Source organism: Streptomyces sp. NPDC048636 (assembly GCF_040650655.1).
In the GTDB taxonomy this organism is placed as follows: Bacteria; Actinomycetota; Actinomycetes; order Streptomycetales; family Streptomycetaceae; genus Streptomyces.
In genome coordinates this window covers 465,442-490,978 of sequence record NZ_JBEZHR010000006.1, presented here as the reverse complement: position 1 = coordinate 490,978, position 25,537 = coordinate 465,442, and the positions used below count along the sequence as shown (strand labels likewise).

Below are 25,537 nucleotides of genomic sequence, written 5' to 3'. Positions count from 1 at the left end.
CCAGGACGCCCGGTCACCGGGACGCCAGCTCGTGCCGCAACTGCTCGCCGAGCAGCCGCAGCGTCGGATGATCGAAGACGAACGTCGCCGGCAGCCGCAGTCCGGTGCGCGCGGCCAACCGGTCCCGAAGCTCCACCGCGGTCAGCGAGTCGAAGCCGATGTCGGTGAACACCAGCTCCGGGTCAAGGGCCGTCGGTGAGGCGTGGCCCAGCACCTGAGCCGCCTCGGCGCGCACCAACTCGAGCAGGATCTCGTCCTGTTCCGGATCCGTCGCGGCGGCCAGGCGCGCCGCGAACGCCTCGGTGTCCACCTCGGCGCCGGCGGCCCGGCGGGGGCGGCGCACCAAACCCCGCAGCACGGGCGCGACCTGACCGGCAGCCGCCCGGTCGGTCAGGGCGGCGAAGTCCAGGCGCATCGGCAGCACCACAGGTTCGTCCAGCCGCAGGGCCACGTCGAACAGGGCCAGGCCCTCCTCCGGGCTGAGCCCCACCGCGCCGCCCCGGCTGAGCCGATTGCGGTCAACGTCGCTGAGATCGGCCGTCATACCGTCGGTCTGCGTCCACAGACCCCAGGCCATCGACACCGCCGGAAGTCCCTCGGCCCGCCGGCGCAACGCCAGCGCATCGAGGTAGGAGTTGGCGGCGGCGTAGTTGCCCTGGCCCGGATTGCCGAACACGCCTGCGCCGGAGGAGAACAGCACGAACGCCGTGAGGTTCAGGTCCCGGGTCAGCTCGTGCAGGTTCACCGCGGCGTCGATCTTCGGCCGGAACACGGTGTCCAGGCGCTCGGGCGTCATTGCCGTGGTGACGCCGTCGTCGAGCACTGCGGCCATGTGCACGACGGCGGTGAGCGGTGCGTCGGCCGGGACCGACGCCAGCAGCGTGGCCAACTGGTCCCGGTCGGCCACGTCGCAGGCGGCGATGCGGACCTTCACACCGAGCGCGGTCAGCTCCGCCTCCAGGTCCGCGGCCCGGTCGGCGTCGGGGCCACGACGACCGGCCAGTACGAGGCTGCGCACCCCGTGCACGGCGACCAGGTGCCGGGCGACCACCGAGCCGAGCGCGCCGGTGCCGCCGGTGATCAGCACCGTGCCGGCGGGGTCGATCGGAGCGGCCTTCGCCGCAGTGGCATCGGCGCGCCGCACCCGGCGGGCCAGCACCCGGTCACCGCGGACGGCCACCTGCGGCTCGTCCCCGTCGATCACCGCCGGCAGTACCGCGTCCACCGGTTCTTCGCTGTCGACGAGCAGGATCCGGCCGGGGTTCTCGGCCTGTGCGGAGCCGACCAGACCCCACACCGCCGCCTGCGCCGGATCGGGCTGCTCCGTGGCGACGGCGCCGTTGGTCCGCACCACCAGGCGGGTGCCCTCCAGGGCCGGTTCCGCCAGCACCGCCCGCAGGATCGCGAGCACGTGTCCGGCGACCTCCCGTACGTCACCGGCGGGCACGTCGAGCAGCAACGTCCCGGTCTGGCCCGGACTCCGCTCGGCCCGGCTTCGCACTTCTTCCACAGTGGACACCGGGGTTGGCGTGACGGCAGGGCGGTCGGCCGACGCCGGGATCTCCGCCCAGCCGTCCAGGAACACACGATCGGCCACCGAGCCGGCGGCGAGTTGCCCGGGGTCGACGGGCCGGGAGACCAGTGACCGCACAGAGGCGACAGGGGCACCGGTGGTGTCGGCCAACTGCACGGTGATCGCGTTCTCGGCGTCCGGGGCGATGCACACCCGCAGGGTCGATGCGCCACCGGCGTGGAGTTCCATGCCCCGGTAGGCGAACGGCAGCAGCAGCGGCACATCACCATCGCGGTCCCGGAACGCCGTCACGTGCAGGGCGGCGTCGAGCAGCGCCGGGTGCAGGCCGAATCGCGCCGCGTCGGCCCGTGGACCGTCCGGCAGCGCCACCTCGGCATACACCGTGTCGCCCAGCGTCCATGCCGCCCGCAGGCCCTGGAACGACGGCCCGTAGCGGTAGCCGGCACCGGCGAGGTCCCCGTACAGGCGGGCGATCCGGTCGGCGTCGACCGGCTCCGCGCCGGCCGGTGGCCACTGGGCCAGGGAGAAGGCGGCCGGCGCGACCGGCGGCGCGACGGTACCGCTGACGTGCCTGGTCCAGGCAGCACCGGGCCCGGCGTCGACGGCACGGCCGTGCACCGCCACCGTGCGCCGGCCGTCCACGTCCGGCTCCCCCACCTGCACCTGGAGGTGCACGTCCCGGTCGGTCAGCAGCAGCGGAGCCTCGAACACCAGCTCCTCGACGACGCCGCAGCCGACCTCGTCGCCGGCCCGGATCGCCAGTTCCACGAACGCGGCGCCCGGCAGCAGGGCCGTACCGGCGGCGACGTGGTCGGCCAGCCACGGCTGCCTCCGCAGCGACAGCCTCGACGTGAACAGTACGCCGCCGGAGCCGGGCAGCTCCGCCATCGCCCCCAGCAGCGGGTGGTCGGCGCCGGCCAGCCCGGCCGCCACGACGTCCGCCGACTGGCTGGTATCGACGAGCCAGTAGTGCTCGTGCTGGAACGCGTAGGTGGGCAACTCGACCGGCGGCGCGGTCGGGCCGTCCAGCCACGTCGACCAGTCCACCGGCACGCCGCGCGTGTGCGCGGTGGCCAGCGCGGTGAGGATCGACCGCCCCTCCCCCTCGTCCCGGCGCAGGCTCGGCATGAACGCGACCCGGCCGCCGTCGTCGAGGCAGGCCCGGCCCATCGCGGACACCGTGCCGTCCGGCCCGAGCTCCAGCACCGTCCGCACGCCATGTGCGACCAGGGCGTCCACGCAGTCGGCAAACCTGACCGTGGCACGGACATGCTCCACCCAGTAGTCGGGCGAGGTCATCTGGCCGACGGTCGCGATCCGGCCGGTCACGTCGGACACCACGGGCAGCCGCGGCTCGCGGTACGTCAGTGTGGCCAGCACGGCCCGGAAGCCGGCGAGCATGTCCTCCATCCGCGCCGAGTGGAAGGCGTGGCCGGCCTCCAGCCGCTTGGTGCGGACGCCGTCCGCCGCCAGCGCCGCGCCGACGGCCAGCACCGCGTCCTCGTCACCGGAAAGCACCACCGACGCCGGACCGTTCACGGCCGCGATGTCGACGCCCGGCCCGAGCAGCGGCCGGACCCGGTCCTCGCTCGCCGCCGCGGACACCATCGCGCCGCCGTCCGGCAGCGCCTGCATCAACCGGCCGCGGGCGGCCACCAGCGCCGCCGCGTCCGGCAGCGTCAGCACCCCCGCCACATGCGCGGCGACGACCTCGCCGAGGGAGTGCCCGGCCACGATGTCGGGCCGCACACCCCACGACTCCCACAAGCGGAACAGGGCGACGCCCAGGGCGAACAGTCCGGCCTGGGCGTACACGGTCTTCCGGAGGTTCTTGGTCGCCGCCGGGGACTCGCCGAGCACGATGTCCCGCACCGCGTGCGAGACGTGACCGTCGAGGTGCCGGTCCAGTTCGGCGCAGACCTCCTCGAAGGCGTCCTGGAACACCGGGAAGCGGCTGAACAGCTCGCGGCCCATACCCACCTGCTGGCTGCCCTGGCCCGGGAAGACCATGGCCAGGCGGCCGGCCCCGGAGGCGTTGCCGACCACGACGCCGTCGCCCAGGGTGCGCAGCCCGGCCAGGGCGGCGGCCCGGTCGGCGGCCAGCACAACCGCCCGGTCCGGCAGCGCGGTCCGGTTGGCGGCCAGCGCGCGGGCCACCGCCGGCGACGCGAGGTCCGGCTCGGCATCCAGCCAGGCCGCCAGACGTTGCGCCTGCGCGGTCAGGGCGGCCTTCCCTCGCGCCGACACCAGCAGCGGGACCGGCAGTTCGGCGTCCAGCGGCATCACCTCCGCCGGTGGCAGAGTGTCGGCCTGTTCGAGGATCACATGGGCGTTGGTGCCGCTGACCCCGAACGCCGACACGCCGGCGCGGCGCGGCCGGTCCAGCTCCGGCCAGTCCCGTTGGGAGGTCAGCAGTTCCACCGCGCCCGCCGACCAGTCCACCTGCGGCGTCGGTTCATCCACGTGCAGGGTTCGCGGCAGAACGCCGTGCCGCAGCGCCATCACCATCTTGATCACGCCGGCGACACCGGCGGCCGCTTGGGCGTGACCGATGTTGGATTTGAGCGACCCGAGCCACAACGGCTCCTGCCGGCCCTGACCATAGGTGGCCAGAATCGCCTGTGCCTCGATGGGATCACCCAACACGGTCCCGGTGCCGTGCGCCTCGACCGCATCAACGTCAGAAGCGGACAGTCGGGCCTGGGCCAGCGCGCGCCGGATCACCCGCTGCTGCGACGGACCGTTCGGTGCGGTCAGGCCGTTCGACGCGCCATCCTGGTTGACCGCGGTGCCGCGAATGACGGCCAGCACGCGATGGCCAAGCCGCTCGGCGTCCGACAGACGCTCCACCATCAGCACGCCGGCGCCTTCCGACCAGCCGGTGCCGTCCGCGGAAGCGGCGAACGACCTGCAGCGGCCGTCCGCGGACATGCCGCGTTGCCGGGAGAAGCCGACGAAGATGCCGGGCGTGGTCATGACCGTGACACCGCCGGCCAACGCCATCGAACACTCGCCGTTACGCAGCGACTGCACCGCCAGATGCAACGCCACCAGCGACGACGAACACGCCGTGTCCACCGCCACCGACGGGCCCTCGAACCCCAGCACATACGACACCCGCCCGGACAGCACGCTGGCGGAGGTGCCGAACGCCAGAATCCCTTCCAGCTCCTCGGGCACCTGCCGCACGTCAGCGGCATAGTTGTGATATGTGACGCCGGTGAACACGCCGATGTCCTTGCCGCGCAGGTCGGCCGGGTCGAGGCCGCCGCGTTCCATCGCCTCCCACGAGATCTCCAGCATCAGGCGCTGCTGCGGATCCATGGCCAACGCCTCGCGCGGCGAGATCCCGAAGAAGTCGGCGTCGAACTGCCCCGCGCCATGCACGAATCCGCCGTGCCGGCTGTAGCTGGTGCCGGGGTGGTCGGGGTCCGGGTGGAACAGGTTGTCCAGGTCCCAGCCTCGATCGGTGGGGAACCCACTGATCCCCTCCCGGCTGTCGAGCACCAGGTCCCACAGCTGCTCCGGCGACTCGACGCCGCCGGGCAACCTGCAGGCCATGCCCACGATCGCGATCGGCTCGTCGTTCCGGACCGCGCCGGCGGTGACGGCGGTGGTCGCCTGCAGGTCGTCGACCAGCCGCTCCAGCAGGTAGTCGGCCAGGCTCTCCGGGGTCGGGTAGTCGAACAGCAGCGTCACCGGCAGATCCGTGCCGCTGCGGGCGGCCAATCGGTTGCGCAGCTCGACCGCGGTCGTGGAGTCGAAGCCGATCTGATTGAACGCCAGGTCCGGCTCCACGGCGTCGGGGGTCTCGTGGCCCAGCACCACCGCCGTCTCCGCCCGGACGAGGTCGAGCAGCATGGCCCGCTGCTGGGCGGTGCCGACTCCGGCCAGGCGCGCCGCGAGGCCGTCGGTGTCCACCGGTTCGGCCGGCGGTTGAACCGTGTTCCCGGAGGCGCCGGCGACCTGGTGATTGCCGGCGAGCCAGAAGTACCGGTGACGGAAGTTGTAGGTGGGCAGCCCGATCGGCTCCGTCGAACCACCGCCCAGCGCCGTGCCCCAGTCCACGGTGACCGCGGCGACGTGCAACGACGCCATCGCGGTCAGCACCCGCTGGGCGCCGCCCTCGGCCCGGCGCAGCGTGCCGGTCACCGTCAGGGCGACGCGGGCCTGCTGGGCGGTCTCCTCGATGGCGGGGACCACCACCGGATGGGGGCTGACTTCGATGAACGCGCGCATGCCGTCGTCGATCAGCCTGCGTGTGACGGCCTCGAACTGGACGGTGCCGCGCAGATTGCTGTACCAGTAGCCGCCGTCGAGCTCGGCGGTATCCAGCCGGTCGGCGTACAGCGTGGAATAGAACGGGATCTCCGACCTCGTCGGCCGCAGCCCGGCCAGCGACCGGGCCAGCTCCGCCTCGATCGCCTCCACCTGCGCGGTGTGCGAGGCGTAGTCCACGTCGATGCGACGGGCGCGCAGCCCACCGCGCTCGGCTTCCTCGATCAGCTCGGTCAACACCGCCGGCTCACCGGCGACCACGGTCGAGGCATGGCCGTTCACGGCGGCCAGCTCGATCCGGCCCGCCCAGCGTTCGATCAGGGCGCGGGCCTCGTCGGCGGTCGTGGCGAGCGACACCATGCCGCCCCGGCCGGACAGTCCGGCGGCGATCGCCTGGCTGCGCAACGCCACCACCCTGGCGGCGTCGGCCAGGGACAGGCCGCCCGCGACGCAGGCGGCGGCGATCTCTCCCTGCGAGTGACCGACGACGGCGGCAGGCGTCACACCGGCGGCCCGCCAGACCTCGGCCAGCGACACCATCATCGCGAACGACGCCGGCTGCACGACATCCACCCGGTCCAGGGCAGGCGCGCCGGGTGCGCCGGTGATGACGTCGAGCAGGGACCAGCCGGTCAACGGGTCCAGCGCCTCGGCGCAGTCCCGCATCCGGGCAGCGAACACCGGCGAGTCGGCCAGCAGCGCCGTGCCCATGCCGATCCACTGTGAACCCTGGCCCGGGAACACGAACACGACCCGCTCGGTGGCGTCAGCGCGGCCGGTGACCACGTTCGGAGTCGGTTCGCCGGCTGCCAGCGCCCGCAGCCGAACCAGCGCGTCGGCGTGGTCCTCGGCCAGCACGACGGCCCGGTCCGGCAGCGCGGCGCGGGTCGTGGCCAGCGCGCGGGCCACCTCGATCAGGTCCAGGTCCGGCCGGTCGGCCAGGAAGGTGTGGAGCCGCTCGGCCTGACCGGCGAGGCCGGCGCCGCCGCGCCCCGACAGCACCAGCGGGACGTGCTCACCGGCCAGCACCGGTTGCGCCGGCACCCGGGCCGCCCCGGCCGCCGCTGCTTCCTCGATGATCACGTGCGCGTTGGTGCCGCTCACACCGAAGCCGGAGATGCCGGCCCGACGCGGCCGGTCCACCGCCGGCCATTCCCGTTGCGCGGTCAGCAACTCCACCGAACCCGCCGACCAGTCCACCTCCGGCGTCGGTGCATCAACGTGCAGGGTCCGCGGCAGCACGCCGTGCCGCAACGCCAGCACCATCTTGATCACGCCGGCGACACCGGCCGCCGCCTGGGCGTGACCGATGTTCGACTTCAACGACCCCAACCACAGCGGCCGCTCCCGGCCCTGGCCGTAGGTGGCGATCAGGGCCTGGGCCTCGATCGGATCGCCCAACACCGTGCCGGTGCCATGCCCCTCGACCGCGTCGACGTCCGAAGTGGACAGCCGGGCGTTGGCCAGCGCCTGGCGGATCACCCGCTGCTGCGACGGGCCGCTCGGCGCGGTCAAGCCGTTGGACGCACCGTCCTGGTTCACCGCCGTGCCACGAACGACGGCCAGCACCCGGTGGCCCAGCCGCTCGGCGTCGGACAGCCGCTCCACGAGCAGCACGCCGGCGCCTTCGGACCACCCGGCGCCGTCGGCCGCCGCCGCGAAGGACTTGCACCGACCGTCCTCGGACATGCCTCGCATCCGGGAGAAGCCGACGAACACCCCTGGATTCGGCATCACGGTCACGCCACCGGCCAACGCCATCGAACACTCGCCGTTACGAAGCGCCTGCACCGCCAGATGCAACGCCACCAACGACGATGAACAGGCCGTATCCACCGCCACCGACGGACCCTCGAACCCCAGCACATACGACACCCGCCCGGACAGCACACTCGCCGAGACGCCGGTGCCCATCACCGATTCCAGTTCCTCGGGCACCGGCTGGAGCCCACTGGCGTAGCTGTGGTGGGTGACTCCGCTGAACACGCCGACATCACAGCCCCGCAAGGACAACGGGTCCACGCCGGCGTGCTCGAACGCCTCCCAGGAGATCTCCAGCATCAGGCGCTGCTGCGGATCCATAGCCAACGCCTCACGCGGCGAGATCCCGAAGAACGCCGCGTCGAACTCGCCGGCCTCGTGCAGGAAACCGCCGGCCCGCGCGTAACTGGTGCCCGGGTGTTCCGGGTCCGGATGGAACAGGTTGTCCAGGTCCCAGCCGCGGTCGGTGGGGAACTCGGAGATCCCCTCCGCACCGCCGGCGACCATCTCCCACAGCTGTTCCGGCGAGCCGACGCCACCGGGCAGCCGGCAAGCCATGCCCACGATCGCGATCGGGGCCGTGCTCGCGGCGCGGATGCGCAGGTTCTCCCGTTCCAGCCGGTCGTTCTCGATCAGGGAGGCCCGCAGCGCCTCCACGACCTCGGCGTCCGTCGTCCGTGTCATTTCCCCGCCTTGCTCATCGCCTTGGCCACCAGGTCGTCCACGTCCATGCCGACGAGCGCCTCGGCGGCGCCGTCCACCGGTTCCTCGACCACGCCGCTCAGCAACGGCCGGACGGCGTCGAGCACACCCAGGTCCCGCAGCCGGTCCAGCGGAGCCGTCGCCAGCACCCGGCGCAGGTCCGCCTCCGTCACTCCGGGCCCCTCGTCCGGCGCGGGCTCCCGGTCCGGACACAGCACCGACCGCAGGTAGCGGGCCAGTGCCGTCGGCGTCGGGTTGTCGAAGGTCAGCGTCGCCGGCAGCCGGACGCCGCTCCGGTTGGCCAGCCGGTTGCGAAGCTCCACCGACGTCAGCGAGTCGAAGCCGACCTCCTTGAACGCCAGGTCCGGCCGCACCGTCGCGGCCGAGGAGTGGCCGAGCACCGCCGCCGCCTCCTGGCGCACCAGGTCGAGCAGGATCTGCTCCTGGTCGCCGGCCCCGGCCCGGGCCAGCCGCTCGACAAGCGCGTCCGCCCCGCCTCCGGGCTGCGCGGTGCGCCGCCCCTGTCGGATGAGCCGACGCAGCAGCGGTGGCACAGAGCCGTCCGCCGCCTCGGCCCGCAGCACCGTGAAGTTGAGTTTCATCGGCAGCACCACGGATCGCGGCGCGTGCAGGGTGGCATCGAACAGGGCCATGCCTTCCTCGGCCGACAGGCCGGTGACGCCACCGCGGGCCATCCGCTTGTGGTCGACCTCGCCGAGGTGCGCCGCCGCGCCGGAGGACACACTCCGCGCCCACAGACCCCAGGCCAGCGACACCGCCGGCAGCCCCTGCGCGCGCCGCCACTCGGCGAACGCGTCCAGGAAGGCGTTGGCCGCCGCGTAGTTGCCCTGGCCGGCGTTGCCGAAAACGCCGGCCCCGGAGGAGAACAACACGAAGGCGGCCAGGTCCAGGTCCTTGGTCAGCTCGTGCAGGTGGACCGCCGCGTCGATCTTCGGCCGCAGCACGTCGGCCAGCCGTTCCGGTGTCAGCGACGTGACCACGCCGTCATCGAGTACGACGGCCGCGTGCAGCACCGCCGTCAGCGGGGCCTTCTCCGGGATCGATGCCAGCAGGTCGGCCAGCGCCGACCGGTCGGCGCTGTCGCATGCCACGATCCGCACCCGCGCGCCGAGCCCGGTCAGCTCCGTCCGCAGCTCGGTGGCTCCCGCGGCCGCCGGTCCGCGCCGGCTGGCCAATACCAGGTTGCGCACGCCATGCGCGCGGACCAGGTGCCGGGCCAGCATCGCGCCCAGGGTGCCGGTGCCGCCGGTGACCAGGACCGTGCCGTCGGGGTCGAGGTCCCTCGGCACCGCAAACACGTTCTTGCCGACGTGCAGGGCCTGCGCCATGTGCCGGAAGGCGGCCGGCGCCTGCCGGATGTCCCACGTGGTCACCGGCAGCGGCGTGAGCACGCCCCGGTCGAACAACTCCAGCAGTTCCTCCAGCAGCCGTTGCAGGCGGGCGCCGCGGGCCTCCGCGATGTCGAAGACCCGGTACGTCACGCCCGGATGCCGTGCGGCGACGGCCTCCGGGTCGCGGGCGTCGTTCTTGCCCATCTCCAGGAACTGGCCGCCGCGGGGCAGCAGCCGCAGCGAGGCGTCCACGAACTCGCCGGTGAGTGCGTCCAGCACCACGTCGAAGCCCCGGCCGTCGGTCATGTCCAGGAACTGCTGCTCGAAGTCCAGCGTGCGGGAGTTGGCCAGGCGCCCCGTCGGCACGCCGGCGGCGAGTGCCGCCGGCCACTTGGCCGGGCTGGCGGTGCCGTAGACCTCCGCGCCGAAGTGGTGGGCCAGCTGGACCGCCGCCATTCCGACGCCGCCGGCGGCGGCGTGCACCAGCACCGACTGGCCGGGGCGCAGGTCGATCAGGTCCTTGAACGCGTAGTACGCCGTCAGGTAGACCGCCGGCACCGCGGCGGCCTGCTCGAAGGTCCAGCCTGCGGGCATCCGGGCCAGCGCGAACCGCTCGGCCACCGCGACCGGGCCACCTGCCCCCGGGAACACTCCCATCACCCGGTCGCCGGGGACGAGGTCGTCCACGCCGGGGCCGACCTCGGTGACCACACCGGAGCCTTCGTGGCAGATGTCGATCTTGCCGGGGAACATCCCCAGCGCCATCAGCACATCACGGAAGTTCATGCCGGCGGCGCGTACCGCCACCCGCACCTGGCCCTCGTCCAGCGGGCGGGCCGCCTCTGGCGCGGGCACCAGCGCGAGCCCTTCCAGCGTGCCCATGGCGCGGGTGTCCAGCCTCCAGGTCGGCTCACCTGCCGGCGGGACCAGTGTGCCGGCGCTGTCGGCGCGGATCAGGCGACGCAGGAAGCACACCCCGTCCCGCACGGCGAACTGCGGTTCGTCCATGTCCAGGAGGGCCGGCAGCACGGAGTCCGACGCCGGTGAGCCGTCGGCGTCCACCAGCACGATCCGGCCGGGGTGCTCCGACTGCGCGGCGCCGACCAGTCCCCACACCGCCGCCACCGCCGGATCCGGCGTCTCGCCGTCCCGGATCTTCACACCTCGGCTCGTGCGGACCACCAGGCGGCTCTCCGTCAACGCCGGGTTGGCCAGCCACTCCTGCAACACCGCCAGCACCTCGCTGGTGAGGTCCCGAGCCGCCTCCGCCGCCGTGCCAAGCACCGTGGGCACGTCGTAGAGCAGCACGTCGCCGCCGGTCAACGCGGTCAGGTCCGCGGTGGTGGTCACCGGGGTGGGCTGTGCCGCCGCAGTGGCGACCGGCGCGTACTCCTCCCAGTCGATCAGGAACACCTGGTCACCGGTTGAGCTGCCACCGAACTGGGCCGGTTCCACCACCCGCGACACCAAGGAGGACACCGACGCCACCGGGGCCCCGGAGCCGTCCGCCGCCTGCACGCGGATCGCATCGGCGCCGGTGGGGCTGATGCGCACCCGCAGCGCCGACGCACCGTTCGCGTGCAGGGCCACGCCCCGGTACGCGAACGGCAGCGCCAGCTTCGGCTCGTCGCCGGCGGCGAACACGCCGGCGTGCAGGGCTGCGTCCAGCAACGCCGGGTGCAGCCCGAACCGCGCGGCGTCGGCCCGCTGTTCCTCGGGCAACTCGACCTCGGCATAGATGTCGTCACCGGCCAGCCAGGCGGCGCGGAGACCGCGGAACGCCGGGCCGTAGCCGAATCCGGCGGATGCCAGCCGGTCGTAGAAGCCGGCCAGGCGGTCATCGTCGATCTGGGTCGCCCCGGTCGGCGGCCAGTGTGTGAACGAGAAGTCGCCGGCCGGCGGGGAAGCCGTCAGGGTGCCGTGCACATGCCGGGTCCACGGCGCGCCGGGGCCGGCGTCCTCGGCACGGGCATGCACGTTCACAGGGCGGACCCCGTCGTCGACCTCACCGATGCTGATCCGCAGCTGCACGGCGCCGGTCGGCGGCAGTGTCAGCGGGGCCTCCACGATCAGTTCCTCGACAGCGCCGCAATCCACCTCGTCGCCGGCTCGCACCACCAATTCCACGAACGCCGCGCCCGGCAGCAACACCGTCCCCGCCGCGGCGTGGTCCGCCAGCCACGGCTGCGACCGCAGCGACAGCCGCGACGTCATCAACACACCGCCGGACTCCGGCAGCTCGACCACGGCCCCCAGCAACGGGTGCTCGGCGCCGCTGAGTCCGAGGCCGCCGGCATCACCGGTCGCGTCGCTGGTGGTCAGCCAGTAGCGCTGCCGCTGGAACGGGTATGTCGGCAGCTCGACATGGGCCCGGCGGTCGGCGTCGAACAGCGTGGACCAGTCCACTGGCAGGCCGCGCACGAAGCCTTCGGCCATGGAGGTGAGGAACCGTCGGGGGCCGCCGTCGTCGCGGCGCAGCGAGCCGACGGTGACGATGTCCGCGCCGACCGCCTCCGCGGTCTCCTGCACCGGCACCGTGAGCACCGGGTGCGCGCTGAGCTCCACGAAGAACGTGTAGCCGTCGGCGATCAGGTTGCGCACGGCTGCTTCCAGGTCGACCGGCTCGCGGGCGTTGCGGTACCAGTACTCCGCGTCCATGCCGGTGGTGTCGATCACCGTGCCGCTGACCGACGAGTAGAACGGCACCCGCGCGGCCATCGGAGTGACGTCGGCGAACATCGCCAGCAGCTGGTCACGCAGCGGTTCGATCTGCGCGCAGTGCGACGCCACCGACGAGCCGACGATCTGGGTGCGGATGCCGTCGGCCTTGCAGCCGGCGATGAGATCGTGCAGCGCCTCGGTCTCGCCGACCACGGTGACCGCCCGGGGCGAGTTGCGGCCGGCGATGGACACCCGGTCGGCCCACTCCACCAGCCGGGCCTCGATGTCGGCGGCGGACGTGCCGATCCACGCCATCGCGCCCTTGCCCAGCAGTTCCTCGGCCAGCAGCGCACTGCGGGCCACGATGACGCGGGCGCCGTCGGACAGCGACAGCGCACCGGACACGACGGCGGCGGCGATCTCACCCTGGCTGTGCCCGACCACCGCGGCCGGCCGCACGCCAACGTGCTGCCACAGTGCGGCCAGCGACACGTGCACGGAGAACAGCGACGGCTGCACGACCTCGATGCGGGTCGGGTCGGGAGCGGCTGGATGTCGGCGGATCACGTCGATCACCGACCAGTCCACGTAGTCGCGCAGCGCCTCGTCGCATTCCGCCATGGCGGCGGCGAACACCGGCGAGGACTCGAAGAGCTCGGCGGCCATGCCCAGCCACTGCGAGCCCTGCCCGGGGAAGACGAACGCCACTTCGCCGGTGACGAGCGGTCCCTCGCCGCGGACGACGTCGGCGGCGGACCGGTCGTCGGCCAGCGCGGTGAGCCCGTCCACGGCGTCCACGGCGTCCGCGGCGAGCACCACGGCCCGGTCCTGGAGCACCGCGCGGTTCCGGACCAGCGCGTGCGCGACATCGCCGACCGCCGGCTCCGGCCGGTCGGCCAGCAAGGCGGCCAGCTGCCGGGACCGGGCGGCGCGGCCGGCCGTGCCCTGGCCGGTCACCACCAGGGGCGCGATGCCGCCGCCCACGGACGTCTCGTCGAGGGCGGTCCCGATGGGGTCGGCAACCGGCGGCGCCTGCTCGATGATCACGTGCGCGTTGGTGCCGCTGACCCCGAAACTCGACACCGCCCCGCGACGTGGCCTGGCCACCTCGGGCCAGTCCCGCCCGGCGGTCAGCAGCTCCACCGCGCCGGTCGACCAGTCGACCTGCCTGGTCGGTTCGGCGACGTTCAGCGTCGGCGGCAGCTGCGCGTGCCGGATCGCCTGCACCATCTTGATCACACCGGCGACGCCGGCGGCGGCCTGTGTGTGGCCGATGTTGGACTTCAGCGACCCCAGCCACAGCGGGCGGTCCGCCGGCCGGCCCTGGCCGTAGGTGGCCAGCAGGCCCTGCGCCTCGATCGGATCGCCCAACGCGGTGCCGGTGCCGTGCGCCTCCACGGCGTCCACATCGGACTGTGCGAGCCCGGCCGTCTCCAACGCCTTCGAGATCACGCGCTGCTGCGACGGTCCGCTCGGCGCGGTCAGCCCGTTGGAGGCGCCGTCCTGGTTCACCGCCGAGCCGCGCACCACCGCCAGCACCGGATGTCCCAGCCGCTCGGCCTCGGACAGCCGTTCCAGCAGCAGCACGCCGGCACCCTCGGCCAGACCGGTGCCGTCGGCGTCGCTGGAGAACGACTTGCACCGCCCGTCCTCGGCCATGCCGCGCTGCCGGGACACCCCGACGAACGCCCAGGACGTGGACATCACGGTCACGCCGCCCGCCAGCGCCATCGAGCACTCGCCGTCGCGCAGGGCCTGCGCCGCCAAGTGCAGCGTCACCAGCGACGACGAGCAGGCGGTGTCCACCGTGACCGCCGGGCCTTCCAGCCCCAGCACGTACGACACGCGCCCGGACAGCACACTGCCGGCGCCACCGGTCACCAGGTGGCCTTCCACGCCCTCGGGCACAGTGTCCAGCCGCGCCGCGTAGTCCTGGTTGAGAGCGCCGCAATAGACGCCGACGTCCTTGCCGCGCAACGTTGTCGGATCGATCCCGGCCCGTTCGAGCGCCTCCCAGGAGACCTCCAGCATCAATCGCTGCTGCGGGTCCATCGCCAGCGCCTCGCGCGGCGAGATCCCGAAGAAGCCGGGGTCGAACCGGTCGGCGTCGTACAGGAAGCCACCGGCCCGCACGTAGCTGGTGCCGGGGTGGTCCGGGTCGGGATGGAACAGGGTGTCCAGGTCCCAGCCGCGGTTGTCCGGGAACGCCGTGATGGCGTCCCGGCCGCCGGCGACCAGGTCCCACAGGTCCTCCGGTGAGGCGACGCCGCCGGGCAGCCGACAGGCCATGCCCACGATGGCGATCGGCTCGGACCGCTCCGCCGTCACCCGAGCCAGCCGCCGCCGAGCCTGGTGCAGGTCGGCGGTCACCCGCTTGAGGTACTTGACCAGCCGCTCGTCGCCACCGGTCGTGTCCTGACTGTCCACTGCTCTGGTCACTCTCCCTCGGGGTCTTCCGGGCCGAACTCGTCGTCGATGAAGGCCAGGACGTCGGCCACGGACGCCGACTCCAGGCGGGCGGCCACGTCGCCGGCCGGTGCCGGCGCGGCGGCGGCCTCGGCCCGGGCCAGCAGCGCCCGCAGCCGCGGCACGAGGCTGGTGGCCGCGCCGCCCGGTCCGGCGTCGGCCACCGCCGACTCCAGCCGGGTCAGCTCGGCCAGCACACGGTCGTCTTTCCGGCCCCCGCCGAGCCGACCGCTCATGTGCTCGACCAGCGCCGCCGGCGTCGGGTGGTCGAAGGCGAAGGAGGCCGGCAGCCGCAGTCCGGTGCGCGCCGCCAACCGGTCCCGCAGCTCGACCGCGGACAGCGAGTCGAAGCCGATGTCGGTGAACACCTGGTCCGGCGCGATCGCGGTCGGCGAGGCGTGGCCCAGCACCAGCGCGGCCTCCCGGCGCACCACGTCCAGCAGCAGCTTCGGCCGGTCGGCGTCGGTGGCGGCGGCCAGTCGTGCGGCGAAGTCGTCGCCGCGCGCCGGTTCCGTCCGTCCTCGCGGCCGGGGCACCAGGTCGCGCAGCAGGCCGGGCAGTGCGCCGGCGGCCGCCTGTGCCCCCAGCACCCCGAAGTCCACCTTCATCGGCACCAGCACCGGTTCCGCGGCGCCCAAGGCCATGTCGAACAGCGCCATGCCCTCCGCCGCGGTCAGGGCCGCCGCGCCACCACGGGCCAGCCGGGTCCGGTCGGTGTCGCCGAGCGCGGCCGTCATGCCCTCGCGCTGCGCCCACATTCCCCAGGCCAGGGCCACGGTCGGCCGGCCGGCGGCGTACTGCCGGCGGGCGAACGCGTCCAGGAAGGAGTTGGCCGCCGCGTAGTTGGCCTGGCCGGGGCTGCCGAACAGACCGGCAGCCGAGGAGAACAACACCAGCTTCGCGGCCGCCGGCATGAGTTCGCGCAGGATGACGGCGGCGTCGGCCTTCGGCCGCAGCACGGTGTCCATTCGCTCGGGTGTCATCGCCGTGACCATGCCGTCGTCCAGGACACCGGCGGTGTGCACGACGGCGGTCAGCGGCGGCTCGATCGTGGCCAGCAGTCGCGCGGTCGCCTCGCGATCCGCCACGTCACACGCCACCGCGCGGGCCGTGGCCCCGAGGTCGGTCAGCTCGGCGACGAGGTCGGCGGCCTCACCCCGGCGGCTGACCAACACGACGTGCCGCAGGCCGTGTTCGGTGACGAGATGGCGCGCGACGATGCCGCCGAGCGACCCGCTGCCGCCGGTGATCAACACCGTCCCGGGCGACTCCGGCACGAACGGTTCCGCGGCCTCGGCACGGGTCAGGCGGCGTCGGTGCGCGCGGCCGACCCTGATCGCCAACTGCGTCTCATCCGTACCCAGCACGGACGACGCCTCGATCGGGCCGTCGGCGTCGACCAGCACGATGCGGCCCGGGTTCTCGGCCTGCGCGGAGCCGACCAGGCCCCACACCGCGGCCTGGGCCGGATCGGGGACGTCGGCCGGGTCGACGGCCACCGCGCCACGCGTCGTCACGATCAGGCGGGCCGAGTCGGTCAGCGGTAGCCCCAGCCATGCGGTGAGCGCGGCCAGGACCTGGGCGGTCAGCTCCCGGACGTCGTCGGATTCGGGCACCGCCAGCACGGCGACCTCGTCTCCGTCCAACCGCCGCACGTCGGCGACGGTCGCCACCGGGACCGCCGTGGTGGGCGCAGCCGGTGCAACCTCCAGCACGGGCCAGGTCTCCCGGAACAGGCTGTCCCGCACACGGGCAGCGCCGACCTGACCGGCGACCGGCCGCGACAGCAGCGAGCCGATCGACGCCACCGGCATGCCGTCGCCGTCGGCGAGCTCCAGCCGCAGCACGTCGGGACCGCCGGCCGTGACCCGGACGCGGAGCATCGTCGCCCCCGGCGCGTACAAAGCGACGTCGCGCCACGCGAACGGCAGCGTCATCTGCCGGGACGACAGGCCGGCGCGGTCGAGGAAGGCCGCGGCGTGCAGGGCGCTGTCGAGCAGGGCGGGGTGGAGCCCGAACTTCGCCGCCTGGTCGTCGGCCGGCAGCGACAGCTCCGCGTACACGGCGTCATCGAGGGTCCAGACCGCACGGACGCCTTGGAACACCGGCCCATAGCGGTATCCGACGCTGCTCAGGTCGTCGTACAGGCCGGCCAGGTCGGCAGGGTCAGCGGCGACCGCGCCCTCCGGCGGCCACTGCGCGAGCGAGAAGTCCGGGGCCACCGACTGCTGCCGCACGGTGCCGTGCACATGCCGGGTCCATGGCGCGCCGACCACGTCCGGCCGGGTGTGCACGCTGACCGGTCGACGGCCGTCGTCATCGGCGTCCCCCACGCTCACGCGCAGCGCCAGCGCTCCGTCACCGGGCAGCACGACCGGCGCTTCGATCACCAGCTCCTCGACTGCGCCGCAGCCGAGTTCGTCGCCGGCCCGCAGCGTGAGGTCGACCATGGCGGCGCCGGGCAGCAGAACTTCGCCGCTGACGACGTGGTCGGCCAACCACGGCTGCGACCGCAGCGAGAGCCGGGAGGTGAACACCGCGCCGCCGGTGTCGGGCAGGTCGACGAAGGTGCCGAGCAGCGGGTGCCCGGTGGTCGATTGTCCACCGCGGTCGCCGGACAGCCAGAAGTTCTCGTGCCGGAAGGCATACGTCGGCAGGTCGGGGTGGGTCGGGCCGGCCCCGAGCAGCGCCGGCCAGTCGATGGCGACGCCGCGCACGTGGCCGACGGCGACCGCTTTGAGCACATCGTCGTCGCGGTGGAGGCTCGGTACGAAGTCGATCCGCCCGTCCGGCGAGCAGTCCCGGCCCAGCGCCGACAGCGCGCCGTCCGGCCCCAGTTCCAGCACCGTCCGCACCTCGCAGCCGGCCAATGCGCTGACACCGTCGGCGAACCGGACGGTGTCCCGCACCTGCCGCACCCAGTACTCGGCGTCGAACTCCTCCAGGACCGTGCCGGTCACCGTCGACACGAACGGCAGCTGCGGCGGCGCGAAGGTCAGCCCGGACACCGCGGCCCGGAACTCCGCCAGCATCGGCTCCATCAGCGCCGAATGGAACGCGTGCGACCCGGTGAGCCGCTTGGTCTTGTGACCTGCGGCCGCCAGCTCGTCGGCGACCCGCGACACCGCGCGCTCGTCACCGGAGATCACCACCGACGACGGCCCGTTCACCGCCGCCACCTCCACACCCGGCACCAGCACCGACCGCACCCGTTGTTCCGGCGCGAGCACCGACACCATCACGCCGCCCGGCGGCAACGCCTCCATCAACCGGCCGCGCGCCGCCACCAACGCGATCGCGTCGGCGAGGGACAGCACACCGGCCGCGTGCGCCGCGGCGATCTCCCCGACCGAGTGGCCGGCGACCACGTCCGCTCGCACGCCGAACGACTCCCACAGCCGCAGCAGGCCGACCCCCAGCGCGAACAGCGACGTCTGGGCGAACACCGTCCGCTCGATCAGCTCCCCCGCGTCGCCGAACACGACGTCCCGGACATCCGTGCCGAGCCGCCTGTCCAGCTCCACGCAGATCTCGTCGAACGCCTGCCGGAACACCGGATACCGCTCGTACAGCGCGCGGCCCATACCGGCCCGCTGCGCTCCCTGTCCGGGGAACACCATGGCCAGCCTGCCGCGGGCGATCGCACCGGTCACAACGGCCGGATGGTCGACACCCTGCGCCAGAGCGTCCAAAGCGGACACCGCGTCGTCGCGTCCCGGGGCCAGCACCACTGCGCGCTGCGGCAACGCCGCCCGCCCGAACGCCAGTGTCCGCGCCACCTCGCCTGTCGGCACCGCCGAGTCGCGCAGGAACGCCGACAACCGGCCGGCCTGCGCCCGCAGCGCCTCACTCCCGTGCCCGGAGAGCACCAGCGGAGTCACGTCCAGCGCGGCCGTCGATTCCCTGGCGTCGATCGTCGGGGCCTGCTCCAGGACCACGTGCGCGTTGGTACCGCTCACCCCGAAGCCGGACACCGCCGCCCGGCGCGGCTGACCGGTCTCCGGCCACGGCCGCTGCTCGACCGCCAGTTCCACCGCACCGGCCGTCCAGTCCACCTGCGGCGTCGGCTCGTCCACGTGCAGGGTTCGCGGCACGACGCCGTGTCGCATGGCCAACACCATCTTCATGACCCCGGCCACGCCGGCGGCGCCCTGTGTGTGGCCGATGTTGGACTTCAGCGAGCCGAGCAGCAGCGGTCGGGCCCGGTCCTGTCCGTACGTGGCCAGAATCGCCTGTGCCTCGATGGGATCCCCCAGCGCCGTCCCGGTGCCGTGCGCCTCGACCACGTCGACGTCCGAAGGGGACAGACGTGCGTTGGCAAGCGCCTGGCGGATCACCCGCTGCTGCGACGGTCCGCTCGGTGCGGTCAACCCGTTCGACGCGCCGTCCTGGTTCACGGCCGAACCACGCACCACCGCAAGGACGTTGTGCCCCGACCGTTGGGCATCGGACAGCCGCTCCACCACCAGCACGCCGACGCCCTCGGCGAAGATCGTGCCGTCCGCGCCGGCCGCGAACGCCTTGCAGCGAGCGTCGGCGGCCAGCCCTCGCTGCCGGGCGAAGCCCACGAACGCCCGCGGTGTGGCCATCACGGTCACTCCGCCGGCCAACGCCATGGCGCAGTCGCCGTCCCGCAGGGCCCGCACGGCCAGGTGCAGCGCCACCAGCGAGGACGAGCACGCCGTGTCGATCGTGACGGCCGGCCCCTCCAGGCCCAGCACATAGGCGACCCGGCCGGACATCACGCTGCCCGCGTCGGAGGTCATCATGAAACCCTGCAAGGAATCCGGCACCTCGGGCAGGTCAGTGCCGTAGTCGTGCCCGCAGTACCCGCTGAACACTCCGACATCCGCACCGCTCAACGACCGCGGGTCGAGACCGGCCCGTTCCAACGCCTCCCAGGACACTTCCAGCATCAACCGCTGCTGTGGGTCCATGGCCAACGCCTCACGCGGCGATATCCCGAAGAGCCCCGCGTCGAACCGGCCGGCGTCGTGCAGGAAGCCGCCCTCACGCACGTAGCTGGTGCCGGGCTGGTCCGGGTCGGCGTGGAACAGCGCGTCGAGGTCCCAGCCGCGGTCCGTGGGGAATCCGCTGATGCCATCCCGGCCGGCGGTCGCCAGGTCCCACAGGTCCTGGGGCGACGTGACGCCGCCCGGCAGCCGGCATGCCATGCCCACGATGGCGATCGGCTCGGTGCGTTCGGCCTCCAGGTCCCGCACCCGCTTCCGCAGCCGCCGGGCGTCGGCCACCACCCGCTTCAGGTAGTCACGGAGCTTGTCGTCGGCCATGGGCGGTCCCTCTTCTCGATCGGTGCGGCTCATGCGGTGCCGAACTCCTGGTCGATGAGGTCGAAGATCTCGTCGTCGCTGGCTGTCTCCACGTCGATGTCCGGCTCCTCGCCGGTCGATTGCGCACCGGTCGATTCCCAGCGCCGCACGATCGCCTGCATCCGGGCCAGCACCCGGGCGTGCGCCGCCGCCCCGGCGGTGTCCAGCGCCGCCGCCACGCGGTCCAGCTCGGCCAGCAGCGCCTCGGTCTCGTCCACCCCGGCGCCCAGCTCGCCGAGCAGGCAGCGGGTGATCGCGGCCGGCGTGGGGTGGTCGAACACCACGGTGGCCGGCAGCCGCACGCCGGTCCGTCCGGTCAGCCGATTGCGCAGCTCCACGCCGGTCAGCGAGTCGAACCCGATGTCGCGGAACGGCCGGTCCGGCTCGACCAGGTCGGGCGAGGTGTGGCCGAGGATCGCCGCCGCCTCCTGCCGGACCAGGCCGAGTACGACGTGCTCCCGCTCGGCCGGGCCGGACCGGGCCAGGCGAGCGGCCAGCTCGTCCCCGTCCGCGGCGACGCTCTGGGCGACTCGCCGCCCCGGCCGGACCAGGGTACGGAGCAAGGCCGGCAGGGCACCCGAGGCCGCCTGCGCGCGCAGCGCCCCGAAGTCCATGGCCGCCGGCACCAGCACGGCATCCGGTTCGCCCAACGCGGCGTCGAGCAGCTCCAGGCCCTCGGCCGCGGTCAGGCCGATCATGCCGCCACGAGCCATTCGTTTCTGGTCCACGTCGTCCAGGTGGGCGCTCATCTCCGTGACCTGCGACCACAGGCCCCAGGCCAGCGACGTGGCCGGCCGGCCGTCGGCGTGCCGCTGCTGGGCCAAGGCGTCCAGCGCCGCGTTGGCGGCGGCGTAGTTGCCCTGGCCCGGCGCGTCGAAGGTGCCGGCCGCCGAGGAGAACAGCACGAACCTGGCCAGGTCGGTGTCCCGGGTGAGGTCGTGCAGGTTGCGCGCGGCGTCGATCTTCGGCCGCAGTACGGCGGCCAGCCGCTCCGGGGTGAGCGCGGTGATCACGCCGTCGTCCAGCAGGCCGGCGGTGTGCACGACACCGGTCAACGGCGCATCAGCCGGCAGGGACGAAAGCAGGTCGGCCAGCGCCGTGCGGTCGGCGGCGTCGCAGGCCAGCACCCGCACGGTGGCCCCGAGCGCCACCAGTTCGGCGCTCAGTTCCTCGACCCCTTCGGCCGCCGGGCCGCGCCGGCTGGCCAGCACCAGGTTGCCCACCCCGTGCTCCGTGACCAGCCGTCGGGCCACCTGCCGCCCCAGCGAGCCGGTGCCGCCGGTGACCAGCACCGTGCCGGCGGGATCGAGATTCCGTGGCAGCGTGAACACGTTCTTGCCGATGTGCCGAGCCTGGCTCATGTGGCGGAACGCCGCCGGGGCGAGCCGAGCGTCCCATACGGTCAGCGGCAGCGGCGTGAGAACCCGCTGCTCGAACAGGGCGACCAGCTCGGCGAGCATCTCCCCGATACGGTCGTTGCCCGCGTCGAACAGCGAGAACGCCGAGTAGCCCACGCCGGGGAGGGTGGCCGGGTCCCGCAGGTCCGACTTGCCCATCTCCAGCAACCGGCCGCCGGTCCCGAGCAGCCGCAGCGATGCGTCCACGAAGTCGCCGGCCAGCGAGTTCAGCACCACGTCCACGCCCCGGCCACCGCTGGCGTCACGGATGTGGGCCTCGAATTCCAGGCTGCGGGAGCTGGCGATCCGAGCCGGGTCGACCCCGCACGCGGCCACCGTTGCCCACTTGCCCGGGCTTGCCGTCGCGTAGACCTCCGCGCCCCAGTGCCGGGCCAGCTGCACCGCCGCCATGCCGACGCCGCCGGCCGCGGCGTGCACCAGCAGTGACTCCCCCGCGGCCAAGCCGCCGAGGTCGCGCAGCGCGTAGTAGGCGGTCAGGAACGCCATCGGTACCGAGGCCGCCTGCTCGAAGGTCCACTCCTCCGGTATCCGGGCCACCGTGCGGTGATCGGCAACGGCCAGCGGCCCGACGGCGTCCGGGAACAGCCCCATCACCCGGTCGCCGACGGCCGGCCCGGTGACGTCCGGCCCCACCTCGACCACGACGCCGGCACCCTCGTTGCCCAGGCCCGCCTCGTCCCGGACCCCCAGCGCCACCAACACATCCAGGAAGTTCAAGCCGGCTGCCCGCACCTCGACCCGCACCTGTCCGGTGCGCAGCGGGGCCGCCGCGGCCGGGCTCTCGACCGCCGCCAGGCGCTCCAGCGTGCCATCGCCGCTGGGCTGCAGCCGCCACGTGGTCAGCCCGGCCGGGACGTCGAGCCGGTCCCGCCCGGCGGCCCGCACCAGCCGTCGCGCGAACACCTGCCCGTCCCGCAAGGCCAGCTGTGGCTCGTCGGCGTCGACTGTGGCCGCCAGCGCGGCGGCTGACGCCCCCGCCCCGTCCGTGTCCACGATCACCACCCGGCCGGGGTTCTCTGCCTGCGCGGAGCGCAGCAGGCCGTACGCGGCGGCCGTGGCCACGCTGGTCAGCTCACGCTCGTGGTGCACCGCGACACCGCCGCGGCCGAGCACCAGCAGGCGGCTGTCGTCGAGCAGCGGCTCCGCCAGCCACGCCTGGAGCAGGCCCAGCACACGGGTGGTCAGCGCCGTCACGTCATCTCCGGGCCGGTCGTCCGGGAGTTGGAGCAGCAGCAGCTCCGGCAGCCCGAAGTCGGCGGTCCCGGCCAGTTCCCGGATGTCGTCGGCGGTGTGCACGGGCACAGGGTCGACCGCGCCCTCGGGCGCCTCGGCGGCGACGGGCTCCCACAGGGCCTGGAAGATCCGCTCCGACACCGGCTTCACGGCGGGCGCCGTCGGCTCGACGGCCCGCGACACCACGGCGCCGATGGTGGCCACCGGCGCGCCGGTGGCGTCGGCGAGATGCAGCGCCACCGCGTCGGCGTCGGCCGGGGTGATGCGCACCCGGAGCGTGGCGGCCCCGGCGGCGTGCAAGGCGACGTCCCGGTACGCGAACGGCAGCGCCAGACGGGCGTCGGCGTCGGCCCGGAACGCGATCGCGTGCATGGCCGCGTCCAGCAGCGCGGGGTGCAGCCCGTACGCCGCCGCGTCACCGCGGACCGCCTCGGGCAGCTCCACCTCCGCGAACACGTCGGCGCCGGCCGTCCACACCGCCTTCAGGCCCCGGAAGGCCGGCCCGTAGCCGTAACCGAGGGCCGCCAGTTCCTCGTAGGCGCCGGCCACGCGGTCGCCGTCGACCGGAATCGCCCCCTCAGGCGGCCATACCTGGAGTCCGGCCGCCGGTTCGGGAGCCTTCGCGGTCAGCGTGCCGCTGGCGTGCCGGATCCATTCGGCGCCGGGCGCGCTGTCCTCGGCCCGCGCGTGCACGGTGACCGGCCGACAACCGGCGGCCGCCGGGGCGCCGACAGCGATCTGCACCCGCACCGCGTCCCGGGCGCCCAGGGTGAGCGGCGCTTCGAGCACCAGTTCCTCGATGACGCCACAGCCCACCTCGTCACCGGCACGCACCACCAGCTCCACGAACGCCGCACCAGGCAACAACACCGTCCCCGCCGCCGCGTGATCCGCCAACCACGGATGTGCCCGCAACGACAACCGCGATGTCACCACCACACCGCCGAACTCCGGCAACTCCGCCACCGCACCCAGTAGCGGATGCTCGGCGCCGCTGAGCCCGAGACCGCCGGCATCCACCGCGCCTCCGGTCGACTCCAGCCAGAAGTGCTGATGGTGGAAGGCATACGTGGGCAACTCGACGCGCTGCCCACCGCCGAGCACCGCCCGCCAGTCCACCGGCAATCCCCGCACGAAGCCCTCGGCGAACGAGGTCAGCAGCCGCCGGGCGCCTCCTTCGGCGCGGCGCAGCGAACCGACGGCGACCGCACCCGCGCCGGAGTCCTCGAACGTGGCCTGCATCGCCATGGTGAGCACCGGGTGCGCGCTGCACTCGACGAAGTACTGGTGCCCGTCGGCCAGCAAGGCCCGGACCGTGCGGTCGAACTCCACCGGGAAGCGGGCGTTACGGAACCAGTACTCGCCGGTCAACGACTCGGTGTCGATCGAAGCGGCGTCGACCGTCGAGTAGAACGGGATGCGCGCCGGCTTCGGGGCGATGTCGGCCAGCATGTCCACGATGCGGTCACGCAGCGGGTCGACCTGCGCGCAGTGCGAGGCCACCGTCGAGCCGACGACCTGCGCCCGGATCCCGGCGGCCTTGCACTCCGCGACGAACTCCGTCAGGGCGGCCATGTCGCCGACGACGGTCGAGGCCGCCGGGCTGTTGCGGCCGCCCAGCGTCAGTCGCCCGTCCCAGGCGGCGATGCGCCGTTCCACCTCGTCCGACCCCAGGGCCACCGAAACGACGGCGCCGTTGCCGACGAGTTCCGCCGCGAACAGCGCACTCCGCAGCACGACGACCCGTGCCGCGTCCTCAAGGCTCAACGCCCCGGCCACGCACGCGGCGGCGACCTCGCCCTGGCTGTGCCCGACGACCGCCGCCGGCTCGACGCCAGCCGCCTGCCACATCGCGGCCAACGAGACGTTGATGGCGAACAGCACCGGTTGCAGGATCTCGATCCGGTCCAGTGACGGCGCGTCCGCGGCGTCGGTCACCACGTCCAGCAGCGACCAGTCGACCAGTTCACCGACGGCCCGGTCGCACTCAGCCATCCGGGCGGCGAAGACCGGCGACTCGTCGAGGAGCCGGGCGGCCATGCCGGGCCACTGGGAGCCCTGCCCCGGGAACACGAACACCACCTGCTGGTCACCGTCGACGGCACCGCCCGACACGACCGACGGCGAGGGCTCGCCCTCGGCCAACGCGGTCAGCCCGGCCAGTGCCTCGTCCCGATCGTCGGCCAGCACCACCGCCCGCTGGTCGTGCGCGGCGCGGGTGGTCGCCAGCGACCAGGCGACGTCACCGAGCCCGGCCCCCGACGCGAAGTCCAGGTGGGTGTGCAGACAGTGGGCCTGCGCCAGCAACGCGGTCTCCCCACGGCCCGATACCAGCAGCGGGGCCGACGCGCTGGTGAACATCGGCTGAGTGCCGGTCGACACCGGTGCGACCGGTTCAGGCGCCTGTTCGAGGATCACGTGAGCGTTGGTGCCGCTGATGCCGAACCCGGAGACGCCGGCCCGGCGCGGCCGGCCGGTCGCCGGCCACGGCTGCCGCTCGGTCAGCAGCTCCACCTCGCCGGCCGTCCAGTCCACCTGCGGGGTCGGCTCGTCCACGTGCAAGGTCTGAGGCAGAACCCCATGGCGCATCGCCAGCACCATCTTGATCACGCCGGCCGCGCCGGCCGCCGCCTGGGTGTGGCCGATGTTCGACTTGAGGGATCCCAGCCACAGCGGCCGTTCCCGGTCCTGACCGTAGGTGGTCAGAATCGCCTGCGCCTCGATCGGGTCACCGAGTGCGGTGCCGGTGCCGTGGGCTTCGACAGCGTCCACTTCGGACGGTTTCAGGCCGGCGTTGGCCAG

General features: G+C 73.5%; 4 protein-coding genes (1 of these 4 cut by a window edge). All 4 read right to left on the bottom strand.

Annotation, left to right across the window (positions count from 1 at the left end; genetic code table 11):
- Nucleotides 1–13: 13 nt before the first annotated feature.
- Tightly spaced (each overlapping or abutting the next), the 4 genes in view from AB0C66_RS19770 to AB0C66_RS19755 form a layout consistent with a single transcriptional unit that may run on beyond the window.
- Entirely contained in the window at nt 14–8,257 is an 8,244-nt protein-coding gene (locus AB0C66_RS19770) for a type I polyketide synthase (protein WP_362439800.1), read from the bottom strand.
- Nucleotides 8,254–14,727, bottom strand: coding sequence for a type I polyketide synthase (locus tag AB0C66_RS19765; protein ID WP_362439797.1), 6,474 nt, complete (start codon nt 14,725–14,727; stop codon nt 8,254–8,256). The genes AB0C66_RS19770 and AB0C66_RS19765 overlap by 4 nt, the downstream gene beginning before the upstream one ends.
- The gene (locus AB0C66_RS19760) at nt 14,724–20,078 is read right to left on the bottom strand and encodes a type I polyketide synthase (protein ID WP_362439794.1); all 5,355 of its coding nucleotides are present in this window, start codon (nt 20,076–20,078) and stop codon (nt 14,724–14,726) included. Before AB0C66_RS19760 ends, AB0C66_RS19765 begins: the two co-directional genes overlap by 4 nt.
- Nucleotides 20,075–25,537, bottom strand: partial view of an SDR family NAD(P)-dependent oxidoreductase gene (locus AB0C66_RS19755; protein ID WP_362439791.1) — the 3' portion only. 978 nt of this gene lie beyond the right edge of the window; the window shows 5,463 of its 6,441 coding nt (coding positions 979–6,441); the start codon falls outside the window, past its right edge — the gene reads right to left on this strand; it ends in the stop codon at nt 20,075–20,077. Before AB0C66_RS19755 ends, AB0C66_RS19760 begins: the two co-directional genes overlap by 4 nt.

Coding starts and splice junctions, on each gene's coding strand:
- AB0C66_RS19770 (WP_362439800.1), bottom strand. CDS start 8,257: ATGACACGGACGACGGACGCCGAGGTCGTGGAGGCGCTGCGGGCCTCC.
- AB0C66_RS19760 (WP_362439794.1), bottom strand. CDS start 20,078: ATGAGCCGCACCGATCGAGAAGAGGGACCGCCCATGGCCGACGACAAG.